23 protein-coding genes and 1 pseudogene are annotated in these 21,413 nt (G+C 49.9%); 9 read left to right on the forward strand and 15 right to left on the reverse strand.

Features of this window, described 5'->3' with window-relative positions; genetic code table 11:
- Window positions 1–11 precede the first annotated feature (11 nt).
- Window positions 12–569 (forward strand): spore coat protein GerQ, encoded by a 558-nt coding sequence (gerQ, locus tag WFK81_RS02420; RefSeq protein WP_336784856.1) that lies wholly within the window; start codon window positions 12–14, stop codon window positions 567–569.
- A gap of 3 nt (window positions 570–572) precedes the next feature.
- Here the strand turns inward: gerQ and WFK81_RS02425 are convergent, their stop codons facing one another.
- On the reverse strand, window positions 573–875 hold the full coding sequence (locus WFK81_RS02425) for a hypothetical protein (RefSeq protein ID WP_336784857.1): 303 nt from the start codon (window positions 873–875) through the stop codon (window positions 573–575).
- A gap of 103 nt (window positions 876–978) precedes the next feature.
- Between WFK81_RS02425 and WFK81_RS02430 the strand changes: the two genes are divergently transcribed.
- Window positions 979–1,965 carry a metal-dependent hydrolase gene (locus WFK81_RS02430; protein WP_336784858.1) on the forward strand — a complete coding sequence of 329 codons (987 nt, stop codon included), beginning with the start codon at window positions 979–981 and terminating at the stop codon, window positions 1,963–1,965.
- 152 nt (window positions 1,966–2,117) lie between these two features.
- Here the strand turns inward: WFK81_RS02430 and WFK81_RS02435 are convergent, their stop codons facing one another.
- Window positions 2,118–2,339, reverse strand: coding sequence for an alpha/beta-type small acid-soluble spore protein (locus WFK81_RS02435; RefSeq protein ID WP_336784859.1), 222 nt, complete (start codon window positions 2,337–2,339; stop codon window positions 2,118–2,120).
- Between the two features lie 128 nt (window positions 2,340–2,467).
- Between WFK81_RS02435 and WFK81_RS02440 the strand changes: the two genes are divergently transcribed.
- The gene (locus tag WFK81_RS02440) at window positions 2,468–2,650 is read left to right on the forward strand and encodes a DUF5325 family protein (protein ID WP_336784860.1); all 183 of its coding nucleotides are present in this window, start codon (window positions 2,468–2,470) and stop codon (window positions 2,648–2,650) included.
- A gap of 30 nt (window positions 2,651–2,680) precedes the next feature.
- Here WFK81_RS02440 and trpS read toward each other — a convergent pair whose 3' ends face one another.
- Window positions 2,681–3,670, reverse strand: coding sequence for a tryptophan--tRNA ligase (gene trpS / locus WFK81_RS02445; protein WP_336784861.1), 990 nt, complete (start codon window positions 3,668–3,670; stop codon window positions 2,681–2,683).
- Between the two features lie 466 nt (window positions 3,671–4,136).
- Here trpS and WFK81_RS02450 point away from each other — a divergent pair, with 466 nt between their 5' ends.
- Complete coding sequence (locus WFK81_RS02450) at window positions 4,137–5,186, forward strand: permease (protein WP_336784862.1); 1,050 nt, start codon at window positions 4,137–4,139, stop codon at window positions 5,184–5,186.
- Window positions 5,183–5,587, forward strand: a complete 405-nt coding sequence (locus WFK81_RS02455) for a DUF1980 domain-containing protein (protein ID WP_336784863.1) — start codon at window positions 5,183–5,185, stop codon at window positions 5,585–5,587. Before WFK81_RS02450 ends, WFK81_RS02455 begins: the two co-directional genes overlap by 4 nt.
- Window positions 5,588–5,649: 62 nt before the next feature.
- Here the strand turns inward: WFK81_RS02455 and WFK81_RS02460 are convergent, their stop codons facing one another.
- On the reverse strand, window positions 5,650–6,084 hold the full coding sequence (locus WFK81_RS02460) for an O-methyltransferase (protein ID WP_336784864.1): 435 nt from the start codon (window positions 6,082–6,084) through the stop codon (window positions 5,650–5,652).
- Window positions 6,085–6,323: 239 nt separating this feature from the next.
- Between WFK81_RS02460 and WFK81_RS02465 the strand changes: the two genes are divergently transcribed.
- Window positions 6,324–7,589, forward strand: a complete 1,266-nt coding sequence (locus WFK81_RS02465; protein WP_336784865.1) for a methyl-accepting chemotaxis protein — start codon at window positions 6,324–6,326, stop codon at window positions 7,587–7,589.
- A 122-nt stretch (window positions 7,590–7,711) separates the two neighbouring features.
- Window positions 7,712–8,515, forward strand: a complete 804-nt coding sequence (locus WFK81_RS02470) for a polysaccharide deacetylase family protein (protein ID WP_336784866.1) — start codon at window positions 7,712–7,714, stop codon at window positions 8,513–8,515.
- A 30-nt stretch (window positions 8,516–8,545) separates the two neighbouring features.
- Here the strand turns inward: WFK81_RS02470 and WFK81_RS02475 are convergent, their stop codons facing one another.
- The 4 genes from WFK81_RS02475 to WFK81_RS02490 form a co-directional block, all read right to left on the reverse strand.
- Window positions 8,546–9,199 (reverse strand): 3D domain-containing protein, encoded by a 654-nt coding sequence (locus tag WFK81_RS02475; protein ID WP_336784867.1) that lies wholly within the window; start codon window positions 9,197–9,199, stop codon window positions 8,546–8,548.
- A 136-nt stretch (window positions 9,200–9,335) separates the two neighbouring features.
- Window positions 9,336–10,148, reverse strand: a complete 813-nt coding sequence (locus WFK81_RS02480; protein WP_336784868.1) for a CAP domain-containing protein — start codon at window positions 10,146–10,148, stop codon at window positions 9,336–9,338.
- Between the two features lie 390 nt (window positions 10,149–10,538).
- A complete protein-coding gene (locus WFK81_RS02485; protein WP_336784869.1) occupies window positions 10,539–11,558 on the reverse strand; it encodes a Gfo/Idh/MocA family protein in 1,020 nt (339 codons plus the stop codon).
- A 38-nt stretch (window positions 11,559–11,596) separates the two neighbouring features.
- Entirely contained in the window at window positions 11,597–12,367 is a 771-nt protein-coding gene (locus WFK81_RS02490) for a sugar phosphate isomerase/epimerase family protein (RefSeq protein ID WP_201007957.1), read from the reverse strand.
- A 353-nt stretch (window positions 12,368–12,720) separates the two neighbouring features.
- Between WFK81_RS02490 and WFK81_RS02495 the strand changes: the two genes are divergently transcribed.
- Window positions 12,721–12,948, forward strand: coding sequence for a 3-dehydroquinate dehydratase (locus WFK81_RS02495; protein ID WP_091185155.1), 228 nt, complete (start codon window positions 12,721–12,723; stop codon window positions 12,946–12,948).
- Window positions 12,949–13,067: 119 nt separating this feature from the next.
- On the opposite strand, the gene WFK81_RS02500 is transcribed toward WFK81_RS02495, so the two are convergent.
- The 4 genes from WFK81_RS02500 to WFK81_RS02515 all read right to left on the reverse strand — a co-directional run bounded on the left by WFK81_RS02500 (window position 13,068) and on the right by WFK81_RS02515 (window position 17,010).
- Window positions 13,068–13,739, reverse strand: coding sequence for a hypothetical protein (locus tag WFK81_RS02500; RefSeq protein WP_336784870.1), 672 nt, complete (start codon window positions 13,737–13,739; stop codon window positions 13,068–13,070).
- Window positions 13,740–13,845: 106 nt separating this feature from the next.
- Entirely contained in the window at window positions 13,846–15,054 is a 1,209-nt protein-coding gene (locus tag WFK81_RS02505) for an MFS transporter (protein WP_336784871.1), read from the reverse strand.
- 179 nt (window positions 15,055–15,233) lie between these two features.
- Entirely contained in the window at window positions 15,234–15,575 is a 342-nt protein-coding gene (locus WFK81_RS02510; protein ID WP_336784872.1) for a hypothetical protein, read from the reverse strand.
- A 154-nt stretch (window positions 15,576–15,729) separates the two neighbouring features.
- Complete coding sequence (locus tag WFK81_RS02515) at window positions 15,730–17,010, reverse strand: glucuronate isomerase (protein WP_336784873.1); 1,281 nt, start codon at window positions 17,008–17,010, stop codon at window positions 15,730–15,732.
- A gap of 166 nt (window positions 17,011–17,176) precedes the next feature.
- On the opposite strand from WFK81_RS02515, the gene WFK81_RS02520 reads away from it, so the two are divergent.
- A complete protein-coding gene (locus WFK81_RS02520; RefSeq protein ID WP_336784874.1) occupies window positions 17,177–18,028 on the forward strand; it encodes an AraC family transcriptional regulator in 852 nt (283 codons plus the stop codon).
- A 13-nt stretch (window positions 18,029–18,041) separates the two neighbouring features.
- Here WFK81_RS02520 and WFK81_RS02525 read toward each other — a convergent pair whose 3' ends face one another.
- The 3 genes and pseudogenes from WFK81_RS02525 to atzF all read right to left on the reverse strand — a co-directional run bounded on the left by WFK81_RS02525 (window position 18,042) and on the right by atzF (window position 21,398).
- A complete protein-coding gene (locus WFK81_RS02525; protein WP_336784875.1) occupies window positions 18,042–18,617 on the reverse strand; it encodes a TetR/AcrR family transcriptional regulator in 576 nt (191 codons plus the stop codon).
- A gap of 16 nt (window positions 18,618–18,633) precedes the next feature.
- A complete protein-coding gene (locus WFK81_RS02530; protein WP_336784876.1) occupies window positions 18,634–19,362 on the reverse strand; it encodes an MBL fold metallo-hydrolase in 729 nt (242 codons plus the stop codon).
- Between the two features lie 264 nt (window positions 19,363–19,626).
- A pseudogene (gene atzF / locus WFK81_RS02535) lies at window positions 19,627–21,398 on the reverse strand (allophanate hydrolase).
- Window positions 21,399–21,413: the final 15 nt, after the last annotated feature.

Genomic DNA, 21,413 nt, shown 5'->3' on the forward strand with positions numbered 1-21,413 from the left:
GGATCAACAGCATGTCTTATGGTTATGGTTACAAAAATGCAGTAAGTCCGGCAAGCACAGGCGGTTATGGTGGCGTCAGCCCTTTTGCAGGTGGCGGTTTCGGCGGCTTCCCTAATGCCGTGTCTCCTGCCGCAACAATGCCTAACATGGCAATGCCAATGCCTATGCCGATGCCAGTTATGCCGCAAACCGGAACAATGGGGGCGCAATCGCTTCCGATGGTGCCAAACGGTTCAGTTGTTACCCCTTCAGGCGGAAACGTTGTTGCCGTTCCGGTTATTGAAGAATCTTATGTAGAGAACATCTTGCGTCTTAACCGCGGTAAAATGGCTACCTTCTACATGACTTACGAGAACAACCGCGAATGGAACGCCAAAGTATTCCGCGGCATTATCGAAGCAGCTGGCCGCGACCATATTATTATCAGCGATCCATCTACAGGCATGCGTTACCTGCTGCTCACTTTGAACTTGGATTATGTAACGTTTGAAGGCGAAATTGCGTATGAGTACCCGTTCCAAGGCGGTACGATTACAAATGCGACACCGCTGACAAACCGCGAAGACTAAGGACTATCCTGCATTTAAGCCAACCCCCGCCGGCTTGAATGTCCATACATGCATTTTGTCCGCACCGCCGGGAATCCATTCGGCAACCCGATACCAAGAAGAACGCTCATCGCAGCGTTCTTTTTTTATGGCTTCGGCCTCCTCTTCGGTTGCAGCCGTCCATATCTCCACAAATAAGTTGAATTGATCCGTTCCTTCATATAATTGGACCTTCTTTCCCGATTCCTTCATTAATGCATTCACATAGGCTAAATAAGCATCCCTCTCGCCCGCCGCGATTTTATATTCCGCAAAACAGATATACATGGTTATTGTTAACCCCTTTCTTTTTACCACTGATAAAGTAAAGCTTCTCCGTTGATACTACATCTAATTGAATCACAGCCCATGCAATGTAGGAGGTCTAGCCATGGACACAGGAACGCATCTTGTTATGGGGATCGGACTCGCCGGACTGGCTTGCGTCGATCCCGTTGTCGCCAACAACTCATCCATCTTCACCGCTGTCTTTGTCGGAACCGTAATCGGTTCGCAGGCTCCGGACTTTGACACTTTCCTGAGGCTGAAAGGAAACGCCAGCTATATCCGGAATCACCGCGGCATCTCGCATTCTTTGCCGGCTATTGCCATCTGGACGATTCTTATAACCGGACTGCTTCAGCTTGTTTACCAGGGCAGCCTCCCTTGGCTGCACGTCGGCTCATGGGTGCTGTTAGCCGTCTGCCTACATGTATTCACCGATTTGTTTAATGCTTACGGAACACAGGCTATGCGGCCATTTACGGAGAAATGGATCTCATGGAACATTATCCATATCTTTGATCCCGTCATCTTCTCTACCCATGTCATTGCGATATTGATGTGGGCGTTTGGTCTGGCTAGTCCCGTTGCCATCTTTCCGGTTTTGTATCTGTTCACCATCATCTATTATACATGGCGGACGCTGGCTCACAGAAGTACGCTTCGAAGGCTTCCTTCCCTGGACCCTGAACCGGACGGGACTGAGGCCTATATAGCCATTCCAACGATCTCGCAGTCGCATTGGAATATCGTTAAGCGCGCAGAGGACGGCAGCTTTGTTATCGGGGATCTTCGCGGCAATAAGCTTAGATGGCTGGACAATGTCCGCTGCTCCGATCATCCTGCCGTTGCCAAATCCAGAAACGACAATGCGATCCGCAGCTTTTTGTATTTCACCAAGTTTGCTTGCGCCGAAGTGAAGGAGCATCCTTGGGGATATGAAGTGCGCTGGTCGGATGTCCGGTACCGGCACCGCAAGCAATATCCGTTTGTTGCCGTGCTGCTTATGAACAAAGAATACGAAACGGTTGGCTCGTATGTCGGTTGGTTAAGCGATGACCGCTTAACGAAACGGCTGCGCATGAACTCTTATTAACGGCTCGACTTGACGAAGGAAAGCCCCTGACGCACAATAAGAAGGGGCTTTTTTTTTGTGATCATGTGATGGCTTGGCATACATGGAAAAAGCTCAAGGTTTTACCCTTGAGCTTCGTGGCTTCCTCTGAAGCGTTGTGTATAAATAAACGTTTAGCGGAAGCTGCCGCCGGACAATTGTTGTTCAGCGATTTGGACAAGTTTCTTTGTAATATATCCGCCCAGGGAACCTGCATCGCGAGATGTAACGTTACCGTAGTAACCGTCCGCTGGAATTTGTACGCCAAGCTCCGAAGCTGCTTCCAATTTCATTTGGTTAAGAGCTTGCTGTGCTTGTGGTACCACCAATTGATTGCTCGATCTGTTGCTAGCCATGCTGATAATCTCCCTTCAGTTAAGCACTGTGATGTTTTGCAAGCTTGCAAGCTTATTATGAGCATGTTCACGCGATTTATGCTAACCACCAAAAAATATATTGAAGTATTTAAAGGAGAGTCAAAACCTTGTCTAAACCACTATCTTTGTTCTTCGCAATCGTCTCTGTTCTGCTTATGAGCGCTACCGCGATTTCAATGTCTTTTAACGCCTGGCTGGCCATATTGTTCGGCATTCTCACTCTCTGCATGATTGGCGGAGGCTTTGTCGTAAAAGCAAGAATCCGGCGCCGTAACGAAAATAAAGGCTGACGCTTCATAGCGCCAGCCTTTTTGTTTGTTTTATCCTCGCGGGGCAAGGAAGCCCATTTTTTCTTTGACACCGGCAAGCGTGCGGTCCGCAAGCTCCGATGCGCGCGCCGCGCCTTGCTTCAGGATGGCATGAATTTCGCCCGATTCGCGGATCTCCTTATATTTCTGCTGCAGCGGCTCCAGGACGTTTACGACCTGCTCGGCCAGATCCTTCTTGAACGGTCCGTAGCCTTGGCCTTCATAACGCGCTTCTACCTCTGCAATAGACATATTCGCGCAATGCGAGTAGATGCTGATCAGGTTGCTGATCTCCGGCTTGTTCGCCGGATCGTATTTCACCTCGCGGCCGGAGTCCGTTGTGGCGCGGCTGATTTTTTTGCGGATGACGCTTGGCTCGTCAAGAAGGGCAATATAACTGCCGGCATTCGGGTTGCTCTTGCTCATCTTCTTGCTTGCATCGTCAAGCGACATGATTCTTGCGCCAACCTCCGGGATATAAGGCTCCGGAACCGTGAAGTATTCTCCGAATCTGGAATTGAAACGGTTTGCCAGATCGCGGGTAAGCTCCAGATGCTGCTTTTGATCATCGCCGACCGGTACAAGGTCCGCATTGTACACTAGAATGTCCGCGGCCATCAGCGAAGGATATACGAATAAGCCCGCTCCTACCGACTCCTTACCAGCCGATTTGTCTTTGAATTGCGTCATGCGCTCGAGCTCGCCCATACCCGTAAGAGTCGTCATGATCCAGCCCAGCTCGGCATGCGCGCGTACATGCGATTGTACGAAAATGTTTGATTTAGCCGGGTCAAGGCCCGCAGCGATAAACAATGCCGCAACCGATTCGATCTGCTCACGGAACATAGCCGGCTCTTGCGGCACGGTAATCGCATGAAGATCCACAACCATAAAGAAGCATTCTTCCGTTTCCTGCAGCTTCACAAAGTTTTGCATGGCGCCGATATAGTTGCCAAGCGTAAGCTGTCCGCTCGGCTGAATGCCTGAAAGTACTTTTTTCATAAAATTCGTCCCCTTTTCTATTGTTGACCAGTCTCGAATGCGTATTTGAACGCAAAAAAACCCCCGCCGCAAGGGACGAGGGACCGTGGTGCCACCCTAATTTACTTATTGCCTCCCGCTTTATCCGCCACTCATCGTGGCCGGGTTAGGGCAACAAGCCTTCATTGTTCCGTAACGGGGAACGGCCGGATAAGCATAGACAGCACTTCAAGAGTCTGTGTTCCGCTCTCGGCTCCGGGATCCATTCGGCATCAGGCTTGCACTGGCTTGCACCGTCCGCCAGCTCTCTGTACGCATTAACCCCTGTGCTTACTTGTTCCCTTCATCGCGTTTCTTACCCTGATTATAGCGCAAGTCTCTACCGCCATGTCAAGCCCGGCCCAAAAAGTTGTCCTATCCCGGCCAAGCCCCGCATAAGCTGGTTATTAACGTGAACATTTCTTGGTAACCAAAGAGAGGTTGGCTTATGCTGAACATGTTATTCCGATTTGGGACACCGCTTCTGGGCATCGGATGCCTGGTGATGATTTGCCTAATACTGGCAGGACAACCTTGGTCCCTTGCACTGCTGGAGTCCGATGGCGCGCAGGAGTTTAAAATTGTATTTTTAAGCATTATATTAGAAGCTTTTCCATTCATCCTGCTTGGCGTTATTTTCTCTGCCTTGCTCCAGGTATTCGTGACCGACGAGATGATCCGGAAGCTTACGCCCAAGCACCACATGGTCGGCATTCTTTTCGGCGCGCTGCTTGGCCTTGTGTTCCCGTTATGCGAATGCGGAATGATTCCCGTTGTGCGGCGCTTGATCCGGAAAGGCATGCCCGCTTATATCGGAATCGTGTATTTGCTTGCAGGACCCATTATTAACCCGATTGTCTTTGCTTCTACTTACGCCGCTTTCCGCTCGGAGCCGCAAATGGCCTACGACCGCCTTATCATCGCCTTTATCGTTACGGTTATCATCGGCCTTCTCCTCCACCGGTTTATGAAGGGCAGCCCTTTGAAAGGATCAACCGCCGGCATTTCCGCGCATCGCCATGAGCATGCACATAACGGTGACCACGACCATCATAACCACCACTCGCTTGAGCATCATGATTCGGCCCGCAAAAAACTTAGGCTTTCCGCAACGCTTGGCCATGCTTCCGACGAGTTTTTTGACATGGGAAAATATTTGATCTTTGGCGCGCTGCTCACGGCGGTTATCCAGTCCTTTATTGACCGTCAGGCATTTGAAGCCGTTGCGGACCAGCCCGTTCTCTCCTATTTCTTTATGATGGGGCTTGCCTTTCTGCTGTCGATCTGCTCGACCTCTGACGCCTTTATCGCCGCATCGTTTGGAGGAATGTTCGATCATGGCCCGCTCCTTGCCTTTCTTGTGTTCGGCCCTATGATTGATTTGAAAAATACGCTGATGATGCTGTCCGCGTTCCGCGCGCGGATCGTTCTTTCGATTACGCTGATGACCTTTGTTCTTGTGCTGGCCAGCGTATGGCTGCTGGAGGTGCTGCGATGAATCATAACTGGATACGGGCAGGCTTTCTTGCGGGGTTTGCCTTTCTCATTATTTATCTTGACCGTTTAGGTCAGTTGCCCCTGTATATAGCCCCCCGGATGGAGCTTTATGTCAAGCTGTCGGCCATCGTCCTGAACGCCGCCGCCATCCACCAAGCCATGCTGGCCATGCAGCGTAAGCCTCATGCGGCTGATTGCGAGGAATGCGGCCATGATCATCACCATCATGACCATGACCATGATCACGATCATTCCATGTCCCCCCTAAAAAGCCTATTTGTCTATGGTTTGTTCCTTCTCCCGTTATTGCTCGGCTTCCTTCTCCCCGCGGCTGCGCAGGAGCACGAAGTCAACAGCGGCGGAATTCCCCATCTCCATTCGGGAAGCCACGAGGTTAAATAAAGAAAAAAAATCAGCCGTGCAGGAAATGCTGCACGGCTGTTCGAATGGATAATGGCTATAGCCTAAAAATCAAAGCCGGAATGATCGTTGTTCTTTTCCCGCAGCATTTGATGCTTGGGCTGCTGGTAACGATAATTCCAGTTGGCTGTATTATAATTTGATTCATAACAGATGCTAGCCGACCAGGTGCCAGCGTTCTGCCGGACAGCGAAATCGTACATAATTTCGCCATGAGTCCAATTCCTTCTCAATTTCAAAGCATCAATCGCCAGTTTGCGGAACGCCTGGACCTGAGTTGGTGTCATTCCACTTTCTCCGTCTTGCTCCAGCTTGCCGTTCTTAGTCTCAATCGGATTGTGGCGAAGGCCGAATTTGCCCACCGCATTATTCCGAATGTGAATGTGAACCGTTCCTCCAACCGCATTTGTAAGTTCCTCTTCTAATTGGCGAAAAACAAAATCAACTTGCCGTGCCAATGGCATAGCATCTATACTCATATAATTTCTCCTCCTTTCTACCCTTAAAATGTTGAAAATAGTTGTTTCCAACTAGTTCTCAGGTCTGATTATAGAATCTTTTCAATAAATTTACAATATAGTAAATTATAATTTTTACAATTATCGCGCAATTTCATCTATTCTTGACAATCAATTTCTCGATCTTATTCGACATTTATAGACCAATTTCACCGCTGATGCTATAATATGGTTATTCTATAAAAAGGAGCGCTTACATAATGAGCCAATGGTACTATTCCTTATCCGTTAGAAGTAAGCTAATGACCTCCATTTACTTCAATTTGGCACTGGTCGCAATTGCACTGAACGTAGTTATTTTATTCAGCGGCGGTTCCTTCTTGGCTGGCATTATTGTAACGGCGGTACTGGCGATTCTTGCTTACCCGACTGTCGGCTTTATCGAGAAAGCTTTGAACTCCTCCTTTGAAGAGATGTCGAATGCGGCGTTCCGAATCTCCAAAGGGGACTTCACGCAACGAATCGATACCGCTTCAAATGCGTCTCTCGGCGAAGTAGGCCATGCCTTCAACAGCATGGTGGACAAGCTTCGCGAAATTTTGACCGAAACTTCAAATATTACAAGGCATGTATCCGAAACAAGCCGCAATATTTTTGATAAAAACAATCATATCCAAATTGCGATGGAGCAGGTTGCCGCCTCCTCCAACGAGCTGGCTACGGGCGCTAACGAAATATCCGAGGACGTTGCGGACATGAGCGAGTCCATCGCGGAGATCGAGAAGAAGGTCGCAAATTATGCCCATGCGACTAAAGAGATGAACGAACGCTCCGAATTCACCTTGAGTCTCGTAGACAAAGGACGCGGAGCGCTGGAAGCGCAATCCGAAGGGATGCGCCGCAACGTGGAGGCAACGGAGAAGGTATCCGAGACGATTACCGATCTGGCCCGGAAGGCGCAAGGGATTACCGCAATGACTAACGCGATCTCCGATATTGCCGAGCAGACCAACCTGCTCTCGCTTAATGCCTCCATCGAGGCTGCGCGCGCAGGAGAGCATGGCCGCGGCTTTGCCGTTGTTGCCCAGGAGGTACGCAAGCTTGCCGAAGAAGCTACGGCTTCCACCAAGGAAGTATTTAACCTTGTCAAAAGTATCGATCAAGGCATCAAACAAACGATCAATCATATGAAGGAAAACGAAGAGGTCGTGAAGATTCAGACGGAACGGATCCGCGAATCCGAGATGGTCTTTGCCGAGATCGTTCAAAGCGTTCAGTTTATTACGCAGCAGATTGCGGCATTCGCAAGCGAAAGCGATCAAATGCTGGAGAGCGCGCGCAAAATCTCCGACGCCATTCAGAATATTTCCGCCATTACGGAGGAATCCGCAGCCGGTACCGAACAGGTATCCGCCTCCATGAACGAGCAGATTTCATCCGTCCAAGGTGTTGTTCAAGAGACGGAACGAATGCTAAATATGGCTACCCAGCTTCAACGCACGATTCAAGTATTCAAGATGAAATAAGACCTTATAACGAACAGCCGCGTCCGCTTACCGGATGCGGCTGTTTTTATTATGCGCATGATCTCGCTTTTAACGGGGAAAAATAGCTTCGCGACTACATAAGAAACGGAGGCTATCAACGAATGAAAGGAATGCCGACTCAGTCCGGCAGAATCAAACGATGGCTTGCACTTATGCTTACCATCGTTATGCTGCTTGCTTCCGTAGAGCAAGCCTACGCCGCTGCACCCACAAAGCAAAAAAAGAAAAAAACGGCGGGTACATCCTGGGTAAGAATGCATAAGCAGTTTCCCAATACGTTTATCCTGAGCGGTCCAAGAAACGCCAAACGAATAGCCCTTACTTTTGATGATGCGCCTGACCCGAGATTCACGCCTCAAATTCTGGATGTACTCGCCAGTTATGATGTCTGCGCGACTTTTTTTGTTGTTGGTTCCCGCGCCGTAAAGCATCCGGCTCTGGTCCGGCGCATCCATCGCGAGGGGCATACCATAGGAAATCATTCTTACAATCATGCCGTCTTGTCAAAGCTTAATTCCCGGGAATTCCATACCCAGATCTGGCGGACGGATGCGATCGTAAGCAACCTTATCGGGTATCACCCCCGTTTTATACGGCCTCCGTACGGAGAGATGCGCCCTGATCAAGTGGCATGGTCCGGAAAAAGCGGATATACCGTCGTCAATTGGGATGTAGATTCCGTCGATTGGCGCAACAATCCAAACAGCAGTATCGTTTTGCACAACATTAAGAAAACCCTGCAGCCTGGCTCGATTGTCCTGCAGCATGCAGGCGGCGGGTACGGACAGGACTTGTCGGGAACAATCGAGGCTCTGCCTATTCTTATCACGCAGCTAAGGAGTAAGGGCTACAAGTTTGTCACGCTCCCTGAACTGTTAAACAAATCCGCCGATAAAACGAAATAACCGGCAGCCTCTTGGCTGCCGGTTACCTCATTACTTCAGAACATATACTTTTACGTTTTGAATGCCGAAATTGCTTACCTCTGCAGGTGTGCCCGGCAAATAGATATCGATACGATTGCCTTTAATCGCGCCGCCAACATCGGATGCTGTCGCTACCATTCCGCCTGTTGGAAGGCCATCGGAGTTATAGCCCGTAATGTAAAGCTTTGTGCCAAGCGGAATAACTTTAGGGTCAACCGCTACCGTGCCTACCTTCAGCTTATTGCCGAAGTAGTCCAGGCCTGCCCAGCCGCCATTCTCGGAAGCATCGCCGCTGTAAGCCGTCGCTTGAATAGACAGCTGCTTGCTGAACGTATGGATGGTGCCTGCTTGGTCTGTAACGCTTTGCGCGGTAACCTTAGTCGCTTTTGCAGTTGCGGCCTTGGCAGCCGTTGCCGTTTTTGCTGTCGTAGCCGTAGTTGTTGTCGGGATAACAATCGAAAGACCGGCGTAAATATTGAGCGGATCAATCTTTGCATTCGCTTTCATTAATTTATCAACCGACACGCTATATTTCTGCGAGAGCTTCCAGAATGTATCGCCCTCAACAGCCGTATGTGTTTTGCTGGCCGCATGAACCGATCCTGTGGCAAAAATAAGAGATAAGCCGAGTACCGCCGTCGTCATCATCGATGCTTTCTTCATTTGTGTTGTCCCCCTGGTTGTCTGCGTATTGTAAGTACGGATTCCTTGCTTATGTGAAGAAAAGAAAAGCGTCAGGCTGAACCGCCTGACGCTTGGTTCTTCCGGATGAAATAACTTCCATACTAATATTGAAGCATTAGCCTGTAAACTCTTGTACCCACTCGCCATTCACGTAAGCTACGCCGATTTTCGAGTAGTTTGCGTTCAGAATGTTAGCGCGGTGACCGGCACTGTTCATCCATGCGTTCATAACTTCGGTTGGCGATTTTTGACCCATAGCGATGTTCTCGCCAGCGTAGTTATAAGTCACGCCAAACGATTTCATCATGTCAAACGGCGAACCGTAAGTTGGAGAGTTATGGTCAAAGTAGTTGTTTTGGTACATGTCTTGCGCTTTTGCGGTAGCCACTTTAGTCAGTAGCGCGTCAACCGACAGAGCTTTCAGACCCGCTTTTGCACGCTCTTGGTTAACAAGCGTTACAACTTGGGATGCGAACTCGCTTTGCGATACTGTACCGCTGCCAGTGTTGCCCGTACCTGTGCTTGGTGTTGTTGGCTTTGTCGTGCTGCCTGTGTTGCCAGTACCCGTGCTTGGCGTTGTTGGCTTAGCTGGTGTTGTTGGCTTAGCTGGTGTTGTTGGTGTAGTAGGCTTTGTAGTGTTGCCAGTGTTGCCAGTGTTGCCAGTGTTGCCAGTGTTGCCAGTACCTGTGCTTGGTGTTGTTACTTCTGTAGGGAACTTAATTGTCATGCCGCCAAAAGTAATCTTGCTCAAATCGATACCGTATTGCTGAGCAATTTGATTAATTGTATCCATCGAAACATTATTGCAATTCGTGGAGTACGTCTTCACAGCTGGTGCTGCACCTGCAGTTGGAGTCGTTACACCTATGCTGATCAAAGCCGCAGCTGCTAAGCTAGTGACACCCACTCGTAATGTTTGCATCTTCATGATTTCATCCTCCTAAAATTGTATGTGGTATAAAAGTTGTTGTCTTGTTTGCTTGTCAGCTCGTTAATCACTTGCCCTCTGACGCCACTTATCGTAACATGTGTTTCTAACTTGTTTCATGGCACAAAAACTGGTAAGTTACGCGTTTTCACTGTTAAAACAGGCGGTTGAGCGTCTTTATGAGAATGTGCTCATTTCTCGCTAAAACCGCAAATTCAGGCGGCTGTTGGCTATTCCGGTTAAACGTCAGAATATTTCAACTCTAGAGGAGCGAAACATTAGAATCCTTTAAGAAAGCGTTTCCAAATTAATTTGCGGCAAACTAAAAAAACTCCCCAAGAAACCGCCCTTTCAGGCAAGCTCTTGAGGAGTTTCTTCAATATATAGCGATTAGTTCACTTTGATGAATTGGCCCGTTGCTTGAGATTCAAAAGCGCTCAGAATCACTTTGAGCGATTTGCGGCCTTCTTCGCCCGGGATAGCCGGTACGGTGTCATTAACGATCGAATCGATGAATGCGTCCACTACGCCGCTGGAGAGCTGTTTCGTGTTCGTGGAGATTTCGCCGACTTTATGTTTTTCAACGGAACCGTCGCGAAGCTCAACGATAACTTGATCTTCAGGATGCGTACCGATCTTCATAACGCCCTTTTCGCACCACAGAACGGTGCTGTTGTCTTCGCCTTTGTAGTACGTCCAGCTAGCAACGAGGGAACCGATTGCGCCGCTCTGCATACGCACAACTACGTTAGCGTTGTCGTCAACATCGCCAGCTTTGTCGAGCGTACCGATAAATGCGGCAACTTCCGTTACTTCATCGTTAAGCAGGTAACGGATCAAGTCGGATTTGTGCACGCCAAGGTCGCCCATCGCGCCCATGATTGCTTCAGGCTTGCGGAAGAACCAGCTTCCCGCGCCGTCGACGCTCCAGCCGTCCGGACCAGGATGGCCAAACGATGTGCGGAAAGTGAGAACGCGGCCAAGAACGCCGGATTCAAGAATTTGTTTTGCTTTTACGTGCGGAGGCATCAGACGTTGGTTATGTCCTACCATCAGCTTCACGCCGTTTTTCGCAGCCGCTTCGATCATGGAAGCCGCTTCTTCGTCCGTTACAGCCATCGGCTTCTCAACCAGGACATGCGCGCCGGCATTGGCTGCTGCAATCGACATCGATGCATGCAGGTAGTTAGGCGTACATACGCTTACTGCATCCGGCTTTACTTCAGCCAGCATAGTCTCATAGTCGGCAAAGGCTTTGCCGCCATGTGTTGCGGCATACTCTTCCGCGCGCTCGATTACCGGATCAACGAATGCAACCAATTCTACATTGTCGTTGCTTGCATACTCAGGAATATGACGATGTTTGGAGATGGAACCGCAACCGATTACTGCTACTCTTACTTTGCTCATTATTTTCCCCTGCCTCTTCTATAATCAAAAGTCGAATATTATTGGTTCAAATAGTTTGTTTTCAGCCAGTTGATGCTTTCTTCAACGGATTGAAGCGGCGGATTCGCGCAACGGTCCTGTTCAACGATCAGCCATTTTACGTCTGCCTGCTCCGATTGCTTGATAAGCGGAAGCAGATCCAGATCGCCGCGGCCAAGTTCAACCGTGTCGATTTCAGCTTTTTCCGTATTTTTAACGAAGTCCTTCAAGTGAACAAGCGGCAGTCTGCCGGCATATTTCGAGATATATTCAAGCACGTCGCGGCCTGCGTATTGAACCCAGCCAAGATCCATCTCGACTTGCAGCAGGTCAGCGCCTACTGTTTCGTACAGCTTGTCGAACACGACTTGTCCATCGATCTCAACTTCGAATTCGAATTCATGGTTATGGTAGCAGAAAACAATGCCTGCTTCTTGGAATCGCTTACCGTATTCCGCGAAGTTTACAAGATGCTTCTTCCAGGCATCCGCATCGCGGACTTCAACGGGAAGCCATGGGCAGATCGCATATTTCGCGCCGATTGTAGTCAAATAAGCAATTTCCTCATCGATCTTTGTTTCAAGGTTCACGAGAGGTACGTGATTGCCGATTGCAACCAGATTAAGCTCATCTAGCAGCGCTTTCATTTGTTCGGCAGGAATATCTCCGTAACCGGCAAATTCAACGCCTTCATAACCCATTGCCGCAACTTTGCGCAATGTACCTTCAAAATCTTGAGCTGTTTCTTCACGAAGCGTATACATTTGTAAACCGATACCCGGACGTGTCATCTGACAAGCACTCCTTTATCATTCAATTCCTTGTAACCGTCTATTTTTCATAGTCTTTACGATTCTCATTATACGGGTTGCGGCGAACAAAAAAACAGTTGTCTTATTACTCTTTTTTTATGCGATTTTGTCATTTCTTCCGATTGAGCCGCTCAGCTTGTCCTCTATTTCGCCTGCCCGGCAGCAGATTCCTTGAATTGTAAAGAAATCATAACCATTTTTTAAGTTTATCTTAATCTTTATCGCTTAGAATAAGATAAATAAGTAAGCTAATTAATATTCGGCGAAACCTTCTGCGGGTTTTTTCCGTATATGTTATATCAAAGTCTATTAATGGAATGGAGGCATTCCCCATGAAAACAATGATTTTATTTAATAACCGCACAATTCCCGTTTATTTAACCGATACGAATAAAAAAGCAATCGAAAAATTGTCCGATGTCCTGAACCGCAAGCTTACAACGGGTAAAAATGCCTTGAAAAATTGTATCAAATCGCTGATCAGCGTTGAAATCAACGGCAGTGAAGCTACGCTCCACTCCCTGTACGAGAAAGATACGTTAACGATTTCATTGTATTAAGCCTACTTAGGAAATATTACAATAGCATGTCCCAAAAGCCGGCTGTTATCATGCGAAGCAGCTGGTTTTTTGTTGTTTAGAGGAGCAAAAAAGAAGCCCTTCGGGGCTTCTTTTTTGCTTTATTTGGTTGATGTCTGCTGATCGGCCTGCTGCTGCCCGTTCTGCGTTCCGCCGCCATTCCGGAATTGGCCGCCGCGTCCGCCGCCGCCGAAACCGCCGAGACGAATGGACTCCGCTTCCTGCGTATCTTCTTTCAGCTGCACCGTGATAATATCATCGGCCTTGAGATCGGCAATCGTCTTGTCGGTTTCCGTCATCTTACCGTCCGTAAAGGATACAGACACAATCTTGGTTGCATCCGTTACCGTGATGTCCATCGTCTCATCGGAGAACATATTCTCCATATTGCGCTGGCGTCCGCCCCCGGAGTTCTGGCCATCGCCTGCTTGAGGCGCGGATCCGGCATCGCCTTGAGTAGGATCGCCTGATGGAGGGTTGCCGTTTGGCGCATCCCCTTGCGGTGCATCGCCTTGAGGAGGTTGTCCGGCTCCTTCCGGTCTTTGGAACGACGATTTATAAATCGTGATGGTCTGGCCGTTAATCGATTTGATTTTGCCGATCGTACCCATCATTGCTCTGCCTTGGAAGCCGCCTTGCTGCCCCTGGTTTTGCTGCTGGGCTTGTCCGGTTGTTCCATTGGCAGATGTGCCCGATTCATCCGACTTAGAACCGCAGCCGGCCAAAGCAACCGAGATTGCGACGGCGCTTAGTACAATTTTCAGGTTGTTCATCTCTCGTATTCCCCTTTATGGCCTTTTGTTTGCATTGTAGCAGACCAATATGAACGAGAAATGAACAGCCCTCTTCTAAATTTCTAAATAAAATCCCTCATTCTTATCATCGAAGGGAGACGGAGTCTCCTTCCTGATGCAAAGCCTTCCGGTTGCCAAGAAGGAACAGCGCCGTACCGATCCAGCCGCATATCGAAGCAATCACAAGCAGCATCGTTAACGATACGCTATCCGACAAGCCCGCTCCAAGCAGCGGTCCCAGCGTGCCGCGTACGCCAAACAGCATGAGATGCACGCCAAACACGGCTGCTTCCCTTCCCGGGGCAAGCTTGGATACGAAGGCCAAGATGCCGATATCCCAAATAGCCTCGCCTACGCCTTGAATGCCGTTGCCTACAATAACAGCCGTATAGGTTCCCCATACTCCATATAACATCGGCACTATCGCATACGCGCTAATCCCGCATAACAAGACATGTTTAATATCAATCCGGTCAATCAATCGGCCCGCGATCAGGTACGTAAGCAGGAGCCCCGCGTAATAGGATATTCGGGCAAAACCGATCTGAACGTTGCTCAGCTCCAGCACCTGCACCTGAATGATCTGGTACAGCGGATTGGACAGCATATTGCCGAAGCCCGAAAAGGTAGTCGCAGCCAGAAATACAGCCAGCTTGCGGTTACCCGATACCAGTGCCCACTGATCGCGCAGCGAAAACTTGGCCCTTGTTCTGGACGATGCCGGCAAAGGCTGCTTTGGCAGCCGCAGCGAATTAAACAAGATAACGGAAGCTACTCCGAATATAGAAGCCGTAACAAGCGGGCCCGACGGTCCCGCCGCGTCAGCCCAAGAGCCCACGACGTACGCAAGAGGAATCATTAACGCTCCGCTTGCTACCCGTACATACCCCATCAGCCTGCCTCTTACATCTGCCGGATACATCCGCGCAACAAGAGACGCATAAGCCGGAGCCTGTATTCCCATTAGAATCTGGAAGGCAAGAGCGGTTGCAACATAAACGGACGGATAAGCAAATAAGGCCGGAAAAATAATAAGCAATCGGCCGATGACGTTTGGAACAACAACAAACGGTTTGGGATTGCCCGTCTTCTCAATCCATGCAGCCCAAATCGGCGAGAACAAGAGGCCAACGGCCGGCGCTGCGGACAATAACCCCACCTGCAGGTTGTTTGCCCCTTCCCGAATCGCGAACGGCATAAAAAATTGATTCAAGACAACGTTAAAAATACTGAATAATAAAGTCGCGCTGAAGTCGATACGCGCATTAAACCAGACCCGAGGCAACATCTGCATGCCGAGCCTATAAACACTGCCCTTTGTTTCCATCTCGCTGCAATCCTTTCGCTCCACTATCCGTTTCTATTTTGCAAGTCATACCCATTAGAGCAGAGATTTCCGGAAAGCGCAACAAACATTTTTACCGGAGCTTGTCATTCCAAAAAAACGGCCCGTATCGGACCGAAAAAACATCGTTACACCAGTATTAACAGCAAACCAAAACAGGCGGCGGATACGCCGGTATAACACCAGGTCGCCGCCCGGCTGCAATCCCGGAGCCGCCAAATCCGCACAAGATATCCGATTGTAAACAGAACGGAGACAATCATAATTCCCATCATAATGCCGTCCATAAAAGGATCGTTCATCATGCCTTTCATCCCGCCGCCGTGATGCTGCATGTTGGACCATTCCATGGCGCTTATGCCGCCCGTAAGGAGCAGCGGAAGAAGCAAATGAATGCCGTGCACAACGATTGGAAATAACATGCCGCCTATTGAAAGAAGGGAGCTGCGCGGCAAACGTTTATCGGTCACGCTATAGTCGCCTCCATTCCTGTTGCGTTACAACAGTATATGGCGCTTCCCCTCATTCATTCGATTTTTTCATGAGCAATGATGCGGCACTGGCTAGGTGAAACGCTTTGCGTTCACAAAAAAAAAAGCAGGCATCGCCTGCTTCTCCGCACAGCTATTCCGGCTGTTCCTTGCCGAGGAAACGCCAGAAGTTCCGGTTGAACAAATCGTCAAGATCGCGCTTGATCTCCTCCTCCGTTACCTTCCAGCCGTTATTGTACAAACGCTCGTATTTCGAGGCCAGCACTTGACCGATGATGCGGCGCGAGTGCTCCCACTTGTAAATCAGCTGCTCAAACACGCGGCAGTCCGAATGCTGCGGAATGACGGAGGTGCCCAGCAGCTCAAGACGGAACTTCGTCATCTCCTCTACCATCGATTCGATGTGAAGGAACCACCAGCAGCCAAATACCATCAGATTGCGGAACTTCCGCGCAAGCACGGTCAGCTCATGCTGATTGCTGCGAGCCAGCATCGTGATAAGGAATTTTTGCTTCGGATAATTGCGGCATAAAGCTTCAACCGCGGATACGTCCGAATCCATGCTCATATCGCCCGCAAGGCGAAGCTCCGGATTCACGCGGCGGCGAACGCCGATCATGAGGGCAAACGGAATGCCATGCTTCTGGCAGACCGGCACCATCGCTTCGTCAATCATGCGGGTACGGTGATCTTCGGCCGGATAGACGAAGTCGCCCGGCATCGATACAGCGAGATATAACGCATCCATGCGGACAATCCACTCGGACAGGAAGCGGCGCACTTCTTCCTTCGTCTTCTCCGTCCACTCCTCGGAAGCGTCGTAGCCAAGGGAACGAAGCTGCACGACCGCATTAGGCCAGTCATTCAGCAGGGTGTCGACCCGAAGGGCAGCGGAGAACCGGGAATCCGTGTTGCCGCCGCGGTTCAGCCATACTTCGCGCTCTTCCGGATCAAACGGATCGTTGGTCATAAGAACATGCTTCACGTTCGAGATCCGGAGAACCTCGTCCACCTGCTCAGCGGTCGTACGACTGGCAAGCGCCTCACGGTAATCATTCAGATTACGCGAGGAAACATCAAGACCAAGACGGTGCAAGATCGTAATAAAGCCGTTTGCCGCTTCGCTGATCGGCGAATGTTCGATAAAGAGCTTGTTCCAGATCCAATCCGCCTGCTCCCGCTTCGACATGGCCCAGAAGGCGTCATACGTCTCTTGGTCATCCGCCCAGCGGAACGACTCCGAAATGAGATAATGATATATAAGCAGCTCATCGATGCCCCACAGCAGCAAATTGCCGAAATCGGCGGAAAATAAATGGGTATGCATATCCGTTACCGGCATCATCATCGCAAGACGTCCAACGGTTTCTTTCATCGTACTGACGGATTCTATGGCCAGTTGTTCCTTAATCATATCGATTATCCTCCTCAACTTGTCCTAATCACATCGTACCACCGCCGGGGGGCGAACCGCTTCTATCCGGTTATCGTTCATTGCAGGCCCATTTATATGTGGTTGGTGTATTTGAAGGCCGAGCAGTATAATAAAACAACAGCTATTTCACCCATGGAGGAATTTCATGAGCGTTCAAGAGCGATATCCGCTTCCCATTGAAGCGATGTACAATACATCCCAGATTCCGACCGACTTTCATTCCCATCTGGAGTATGAAATTTATTATTTTCACAGCGGCAAATGCAAGCTTCTGATCGGCGACAGCATCTATGAGCTTGCTCCCGGCAATCTTATTCTGATGAACGGGATGACCCTTCATTATCCGTCCATCGATAACCGGTACGAATATTGCAGGACGGTTGTCCATTTTGACCCGGCTTTTGCTTCCGGTCTGTTCCAGCCGCCTTTTCTTGTGCCGCTTCTGCTTCCCTTCGAGAGACAGACGAACCGTCTGATCTCCCTGAAAGCCGAGGAGCAAGCAAGAATTGAGCCGCTGCTGGAACGATTATGCCAGCTGCGGCAAAGCGATGATCCGTTGTCGCATGACCGGTTAATCCTTTGTTTTCAAGAGCTGCTGCTGCTTATTTACGAATTCGCCCATATGCCCAGTTACGGACAAGCCTCTCCGCCGGGCAGCATTAAGCATCAGAACGTCCAAAAGCTGATCGCGTATATCGAGGAGCATTACCGGGAGGAGCTTGAACTGGACGATATCGCCGACTATATGCATCTCAACAAGCATTATCTCGTGAAAATCTTCAAGGAAACGACCGGCATCACCTTGTTCCATTACCTGTATCAAAGACGAATCAATCAGGCTAAAATGCTGTTTACGATGAACCCCGACCGTTCCATCACGGAGACCGCGTTTGAGATTGGCTTCAAGTACGTCTCCCATTTCAGCCAAACGTTCAAAAAATTTACCGGACAATCCCCCGATGACTATCGGAAAGGGATCGCCCGGCCTCTTGAGTAAACGGATATAAGATTCAAGAACGGAATTGTTCCCGAATGCCGGCCAAATAGACTTTAAGCACGACCTGAATACTCTCGTCCAGGTTTACCGGCAGCCCGAAACCTCCGCTTCTCTCCAGCGTTGCGAAACCATGCATAAAGCTGCGGAAGCCCCTGACGAGATGGATCGTATCCTCCTGCTTCATCTTATAAGCATAGTCCATCACCGTAATAATAAGCTGAATCAATTCTTCGCTTACTTTGATCAGCTCCTCATCCTCCGTCTGCTGGGCCGGAAGCGTTGCCTCGTACAAGCCCGGATGCTCTCTCGCAAATCCGATGTAAGCCAGACCTATGGCAAAGACCGCATCATCGCCCGATCTTCCGGCAACGGCTCGGAGCAGCCTGTCATGAAGATTTTTGAGTCCGTATAAGGCAAGCTTCTCCTTAAGCCCGCTTAATCCGTCCACATGGTTATACAAAGATGGAGAACGGATGCCAAGCTTCTGGGACAACGAGGCGAGGGTAACGGATTCCAGTCCGTTCTCGTCCGCCAGCTCGGCAGCCTTTTGTATGATGGTTGGCAGATCCAATCCTATTCTTGGTGACATGACTATTCTCCCTTTCTTAATGAACAATTACGGAATCAAGCTTGCGTGAAGCACTCTGAATGGCCAACTCCATCATCGCTTCCGGTTGAACAATCAAATCCCCGTGGCCAACAGCCAGCAGAGATGGCTTCAGCTTCAATAGCTTCATCGCGCTGCGGAGCGATTCAATCTTATTCCAGGTCGCCATCGCGGGAAAAGGAAACTTCCAGCGCACCTGTCCGCTTACCGCTATTCCCCCGCGCACCTGAAAAGCATCTCCCGCAATCAAAGCATGGCTTCGAGAATCGAGAAAGGACATCGAGCCCGGCGTATGGCCCGGCGTCGCAATCGCCAGCAAGGATCCCACGCGGTCGCCGTCCTGCAGCAGCACATCCGGACGGGTTGCGATTTTGCCCGGCTTAGGCACGCCGCCCTTGATTGGCGTTTCCGGCTCGTTGGAATCAAGCGAACGGTCGCCGTTAAGCAGTCTCGAATCCCTGGCCGATATATACACCGTTGCATCGGTCAACTGTTTCCTCAGTGCATCCAAAGCTCCAATGTGATCGCCATGAGCATGCGTCAGAACAATTCGCGTAATGGGCTTGCCGATTTGCTTTGCCGCTTTCAGAATAGCCTCGGCATTGCCCGGCATAGCGGCGTCAATTAGCGTCAAGCTCTTCTCTTCCTCCACCAAATAGCAATTCACCGGGAACATTGTCGGCATAAAAGTAAGCTGATAAACCTGTTCATGACGTGTCATTCTCATTTTAATTAACCACCTTCGCTCATAAACTAATATTGTTAGTTTTATAATAACTAATACCATTAGTTTTTGCAAGGGGCAATTTGAAAAAAGGGCTGATGATATAGCGACACACCCGATTAAGTTTTGAACCTGTCATACAACTGCCTATAGCTGAGAAACGTCAGCAGCCGGTCATTATTGACCGGCTGCTGCAATGTTCTTATTGAAAAACAATCCGTCATATGAAGTCAATGGGCTCTTCAGCAACTACCATCCCCTGGAGCTCTATACGGTAATATAACGCCAACCGCCAGAATCGGTAATATCTACAGCTATTTGCTCCGCATAACCTTCGCAAATAAAGCCGGGAATTTCGGTGCCATCCTCAAGCTCGATCTTCCCGATTCCAAGCGGTGCAGGAATAAGGGCTGTGAATGCGCCAAATGCCGCCTTCGGCATTTCCCATACTTCCAACTGAATGGAATGCCCTCCGTTACCCTTCTTGATCAAGCCGGGTTTAGCCGGAACGGTCGGCAATTTGATCATTTGATATTTTGCGGCTGTAGCCGCCTCACGAACAAAATGGGCACCATGCTCCAGCATTTGCTTCTCCAGAGGAAATCCACGCATATGAAGTCCGCATACGGCAACGGGTACCATTGCTTGCTCCGTTACGGAAATAGCTACAGGCGGTATAGCTGCACCACATTTTCCCGTAAGGAAAAGCTCAGCAGTACCGGTAATAAGCGCCTCCTCTTCTGCAAGCGCGAACAGCGTAATTCCAAATGGCAGCTCATCTGCGGCAAAGCCAGCAGGAATCGCAGCCGCGCATAAATCAAGCAAATTGCAATGATTTGTGTAGCGTCCCATATCCGAGTTTGTCCCTATCGGATCACCACTCACCTGCTCGCGCGTCCATGTGCCTCCGCAGGTCGGCATCACCATTACCGCCTGCTTAAACAGCTTCTTGGCTTCCAGCTTATACTGCTGCAATTGGTGCATAGCTTTAAACACAGAAGCAGCGCTGTGCTTCCCGGAAGCACCAGACCTCAAAATTCTCTCCGTCGTCTCAAACGTTACGCCCGGATTGGCTGTCACAAATGATTCCAGACTCGCCCACCGCTCCGCAACCCAAGGCCCGTCGTATAACAACGCCGCCGTCCGGGCGAAAAAGTCATAATCGATATATTCCACAGCGACACCAAGTTTAGTAATCCTCTCCACTGCCGCTTCCCAAGCTTTTTCATACTCTGCCGCATAAGGTCCATAGAACTGCGGCTTGACGCTTGGCAATACAACTTTGTTCGGTAGCTTCGATGCCGAACGCTCGATGCTGCGGGACCATGGATCGGATTCATGAATGCCGCGCGCAAGCTTATCAACCTCTAAGGCATCCGCCAGGGAATGGGCAAATACATTGACGCAGTCAAGGCTGGCGCAAGCCGGAACAACGCCTTTGGTCGGCCAAGCTCCAAGGCTTGGCTTATAGCCGACCAGATTGTTTAATGCAGCCGGAACCCGGCCGGAACCGGCGGTATCCGTACCAAAGGCAAAAGCCGCGTGGCCGCGTGCAACAGCGACCGCCGAGCCCGAGCTTGAGCCGCCGCTAATCAGCTCGGGACGCAGCGCGTTATGCGTCTCGCCGTACGGGCTGCGCACGCCTACTAGTCCGGTCGCGAACTGGTCCAGGTTTGTTTTGCCGAGTGGAATCGCACCTGCATCTATCATCCGCTGAACAACAGCTGCATGCTCTTGAGGTGTATAAGCAAATGCCGGGCATGCCGCCGTCGTAGGAATTTGAGCAACATCGATATTATCCTTAATGGCAAACGGAATCCCCCATAACGGAAGGCTTTCCGGGTCCGTCCCTTTCAACCGATCCAAATAGGGCTGCACACTATCCATAGTTGGCGGCGTAATCCAAATATTCATGCCGGCATCCGCCTGAACGGCTCCATAATTCCATTAATAACAGCCTCGGGCGCAAGCTCGCCGCTTGCGTACAACTCTCGAAGCCGCTCGATGGTCAGCTTGTCCGGAATACCTGATTTGCTCATGACCAACCTCCTACT

This window comes from Paenibacillus sp. MMO-177 (assembly GCF_037147795.1).
Lineage (GTDB): Bacteria > Bacillota > Bacilli > Paenibacillales > Paenibacillaceae > Pristimantibacillus.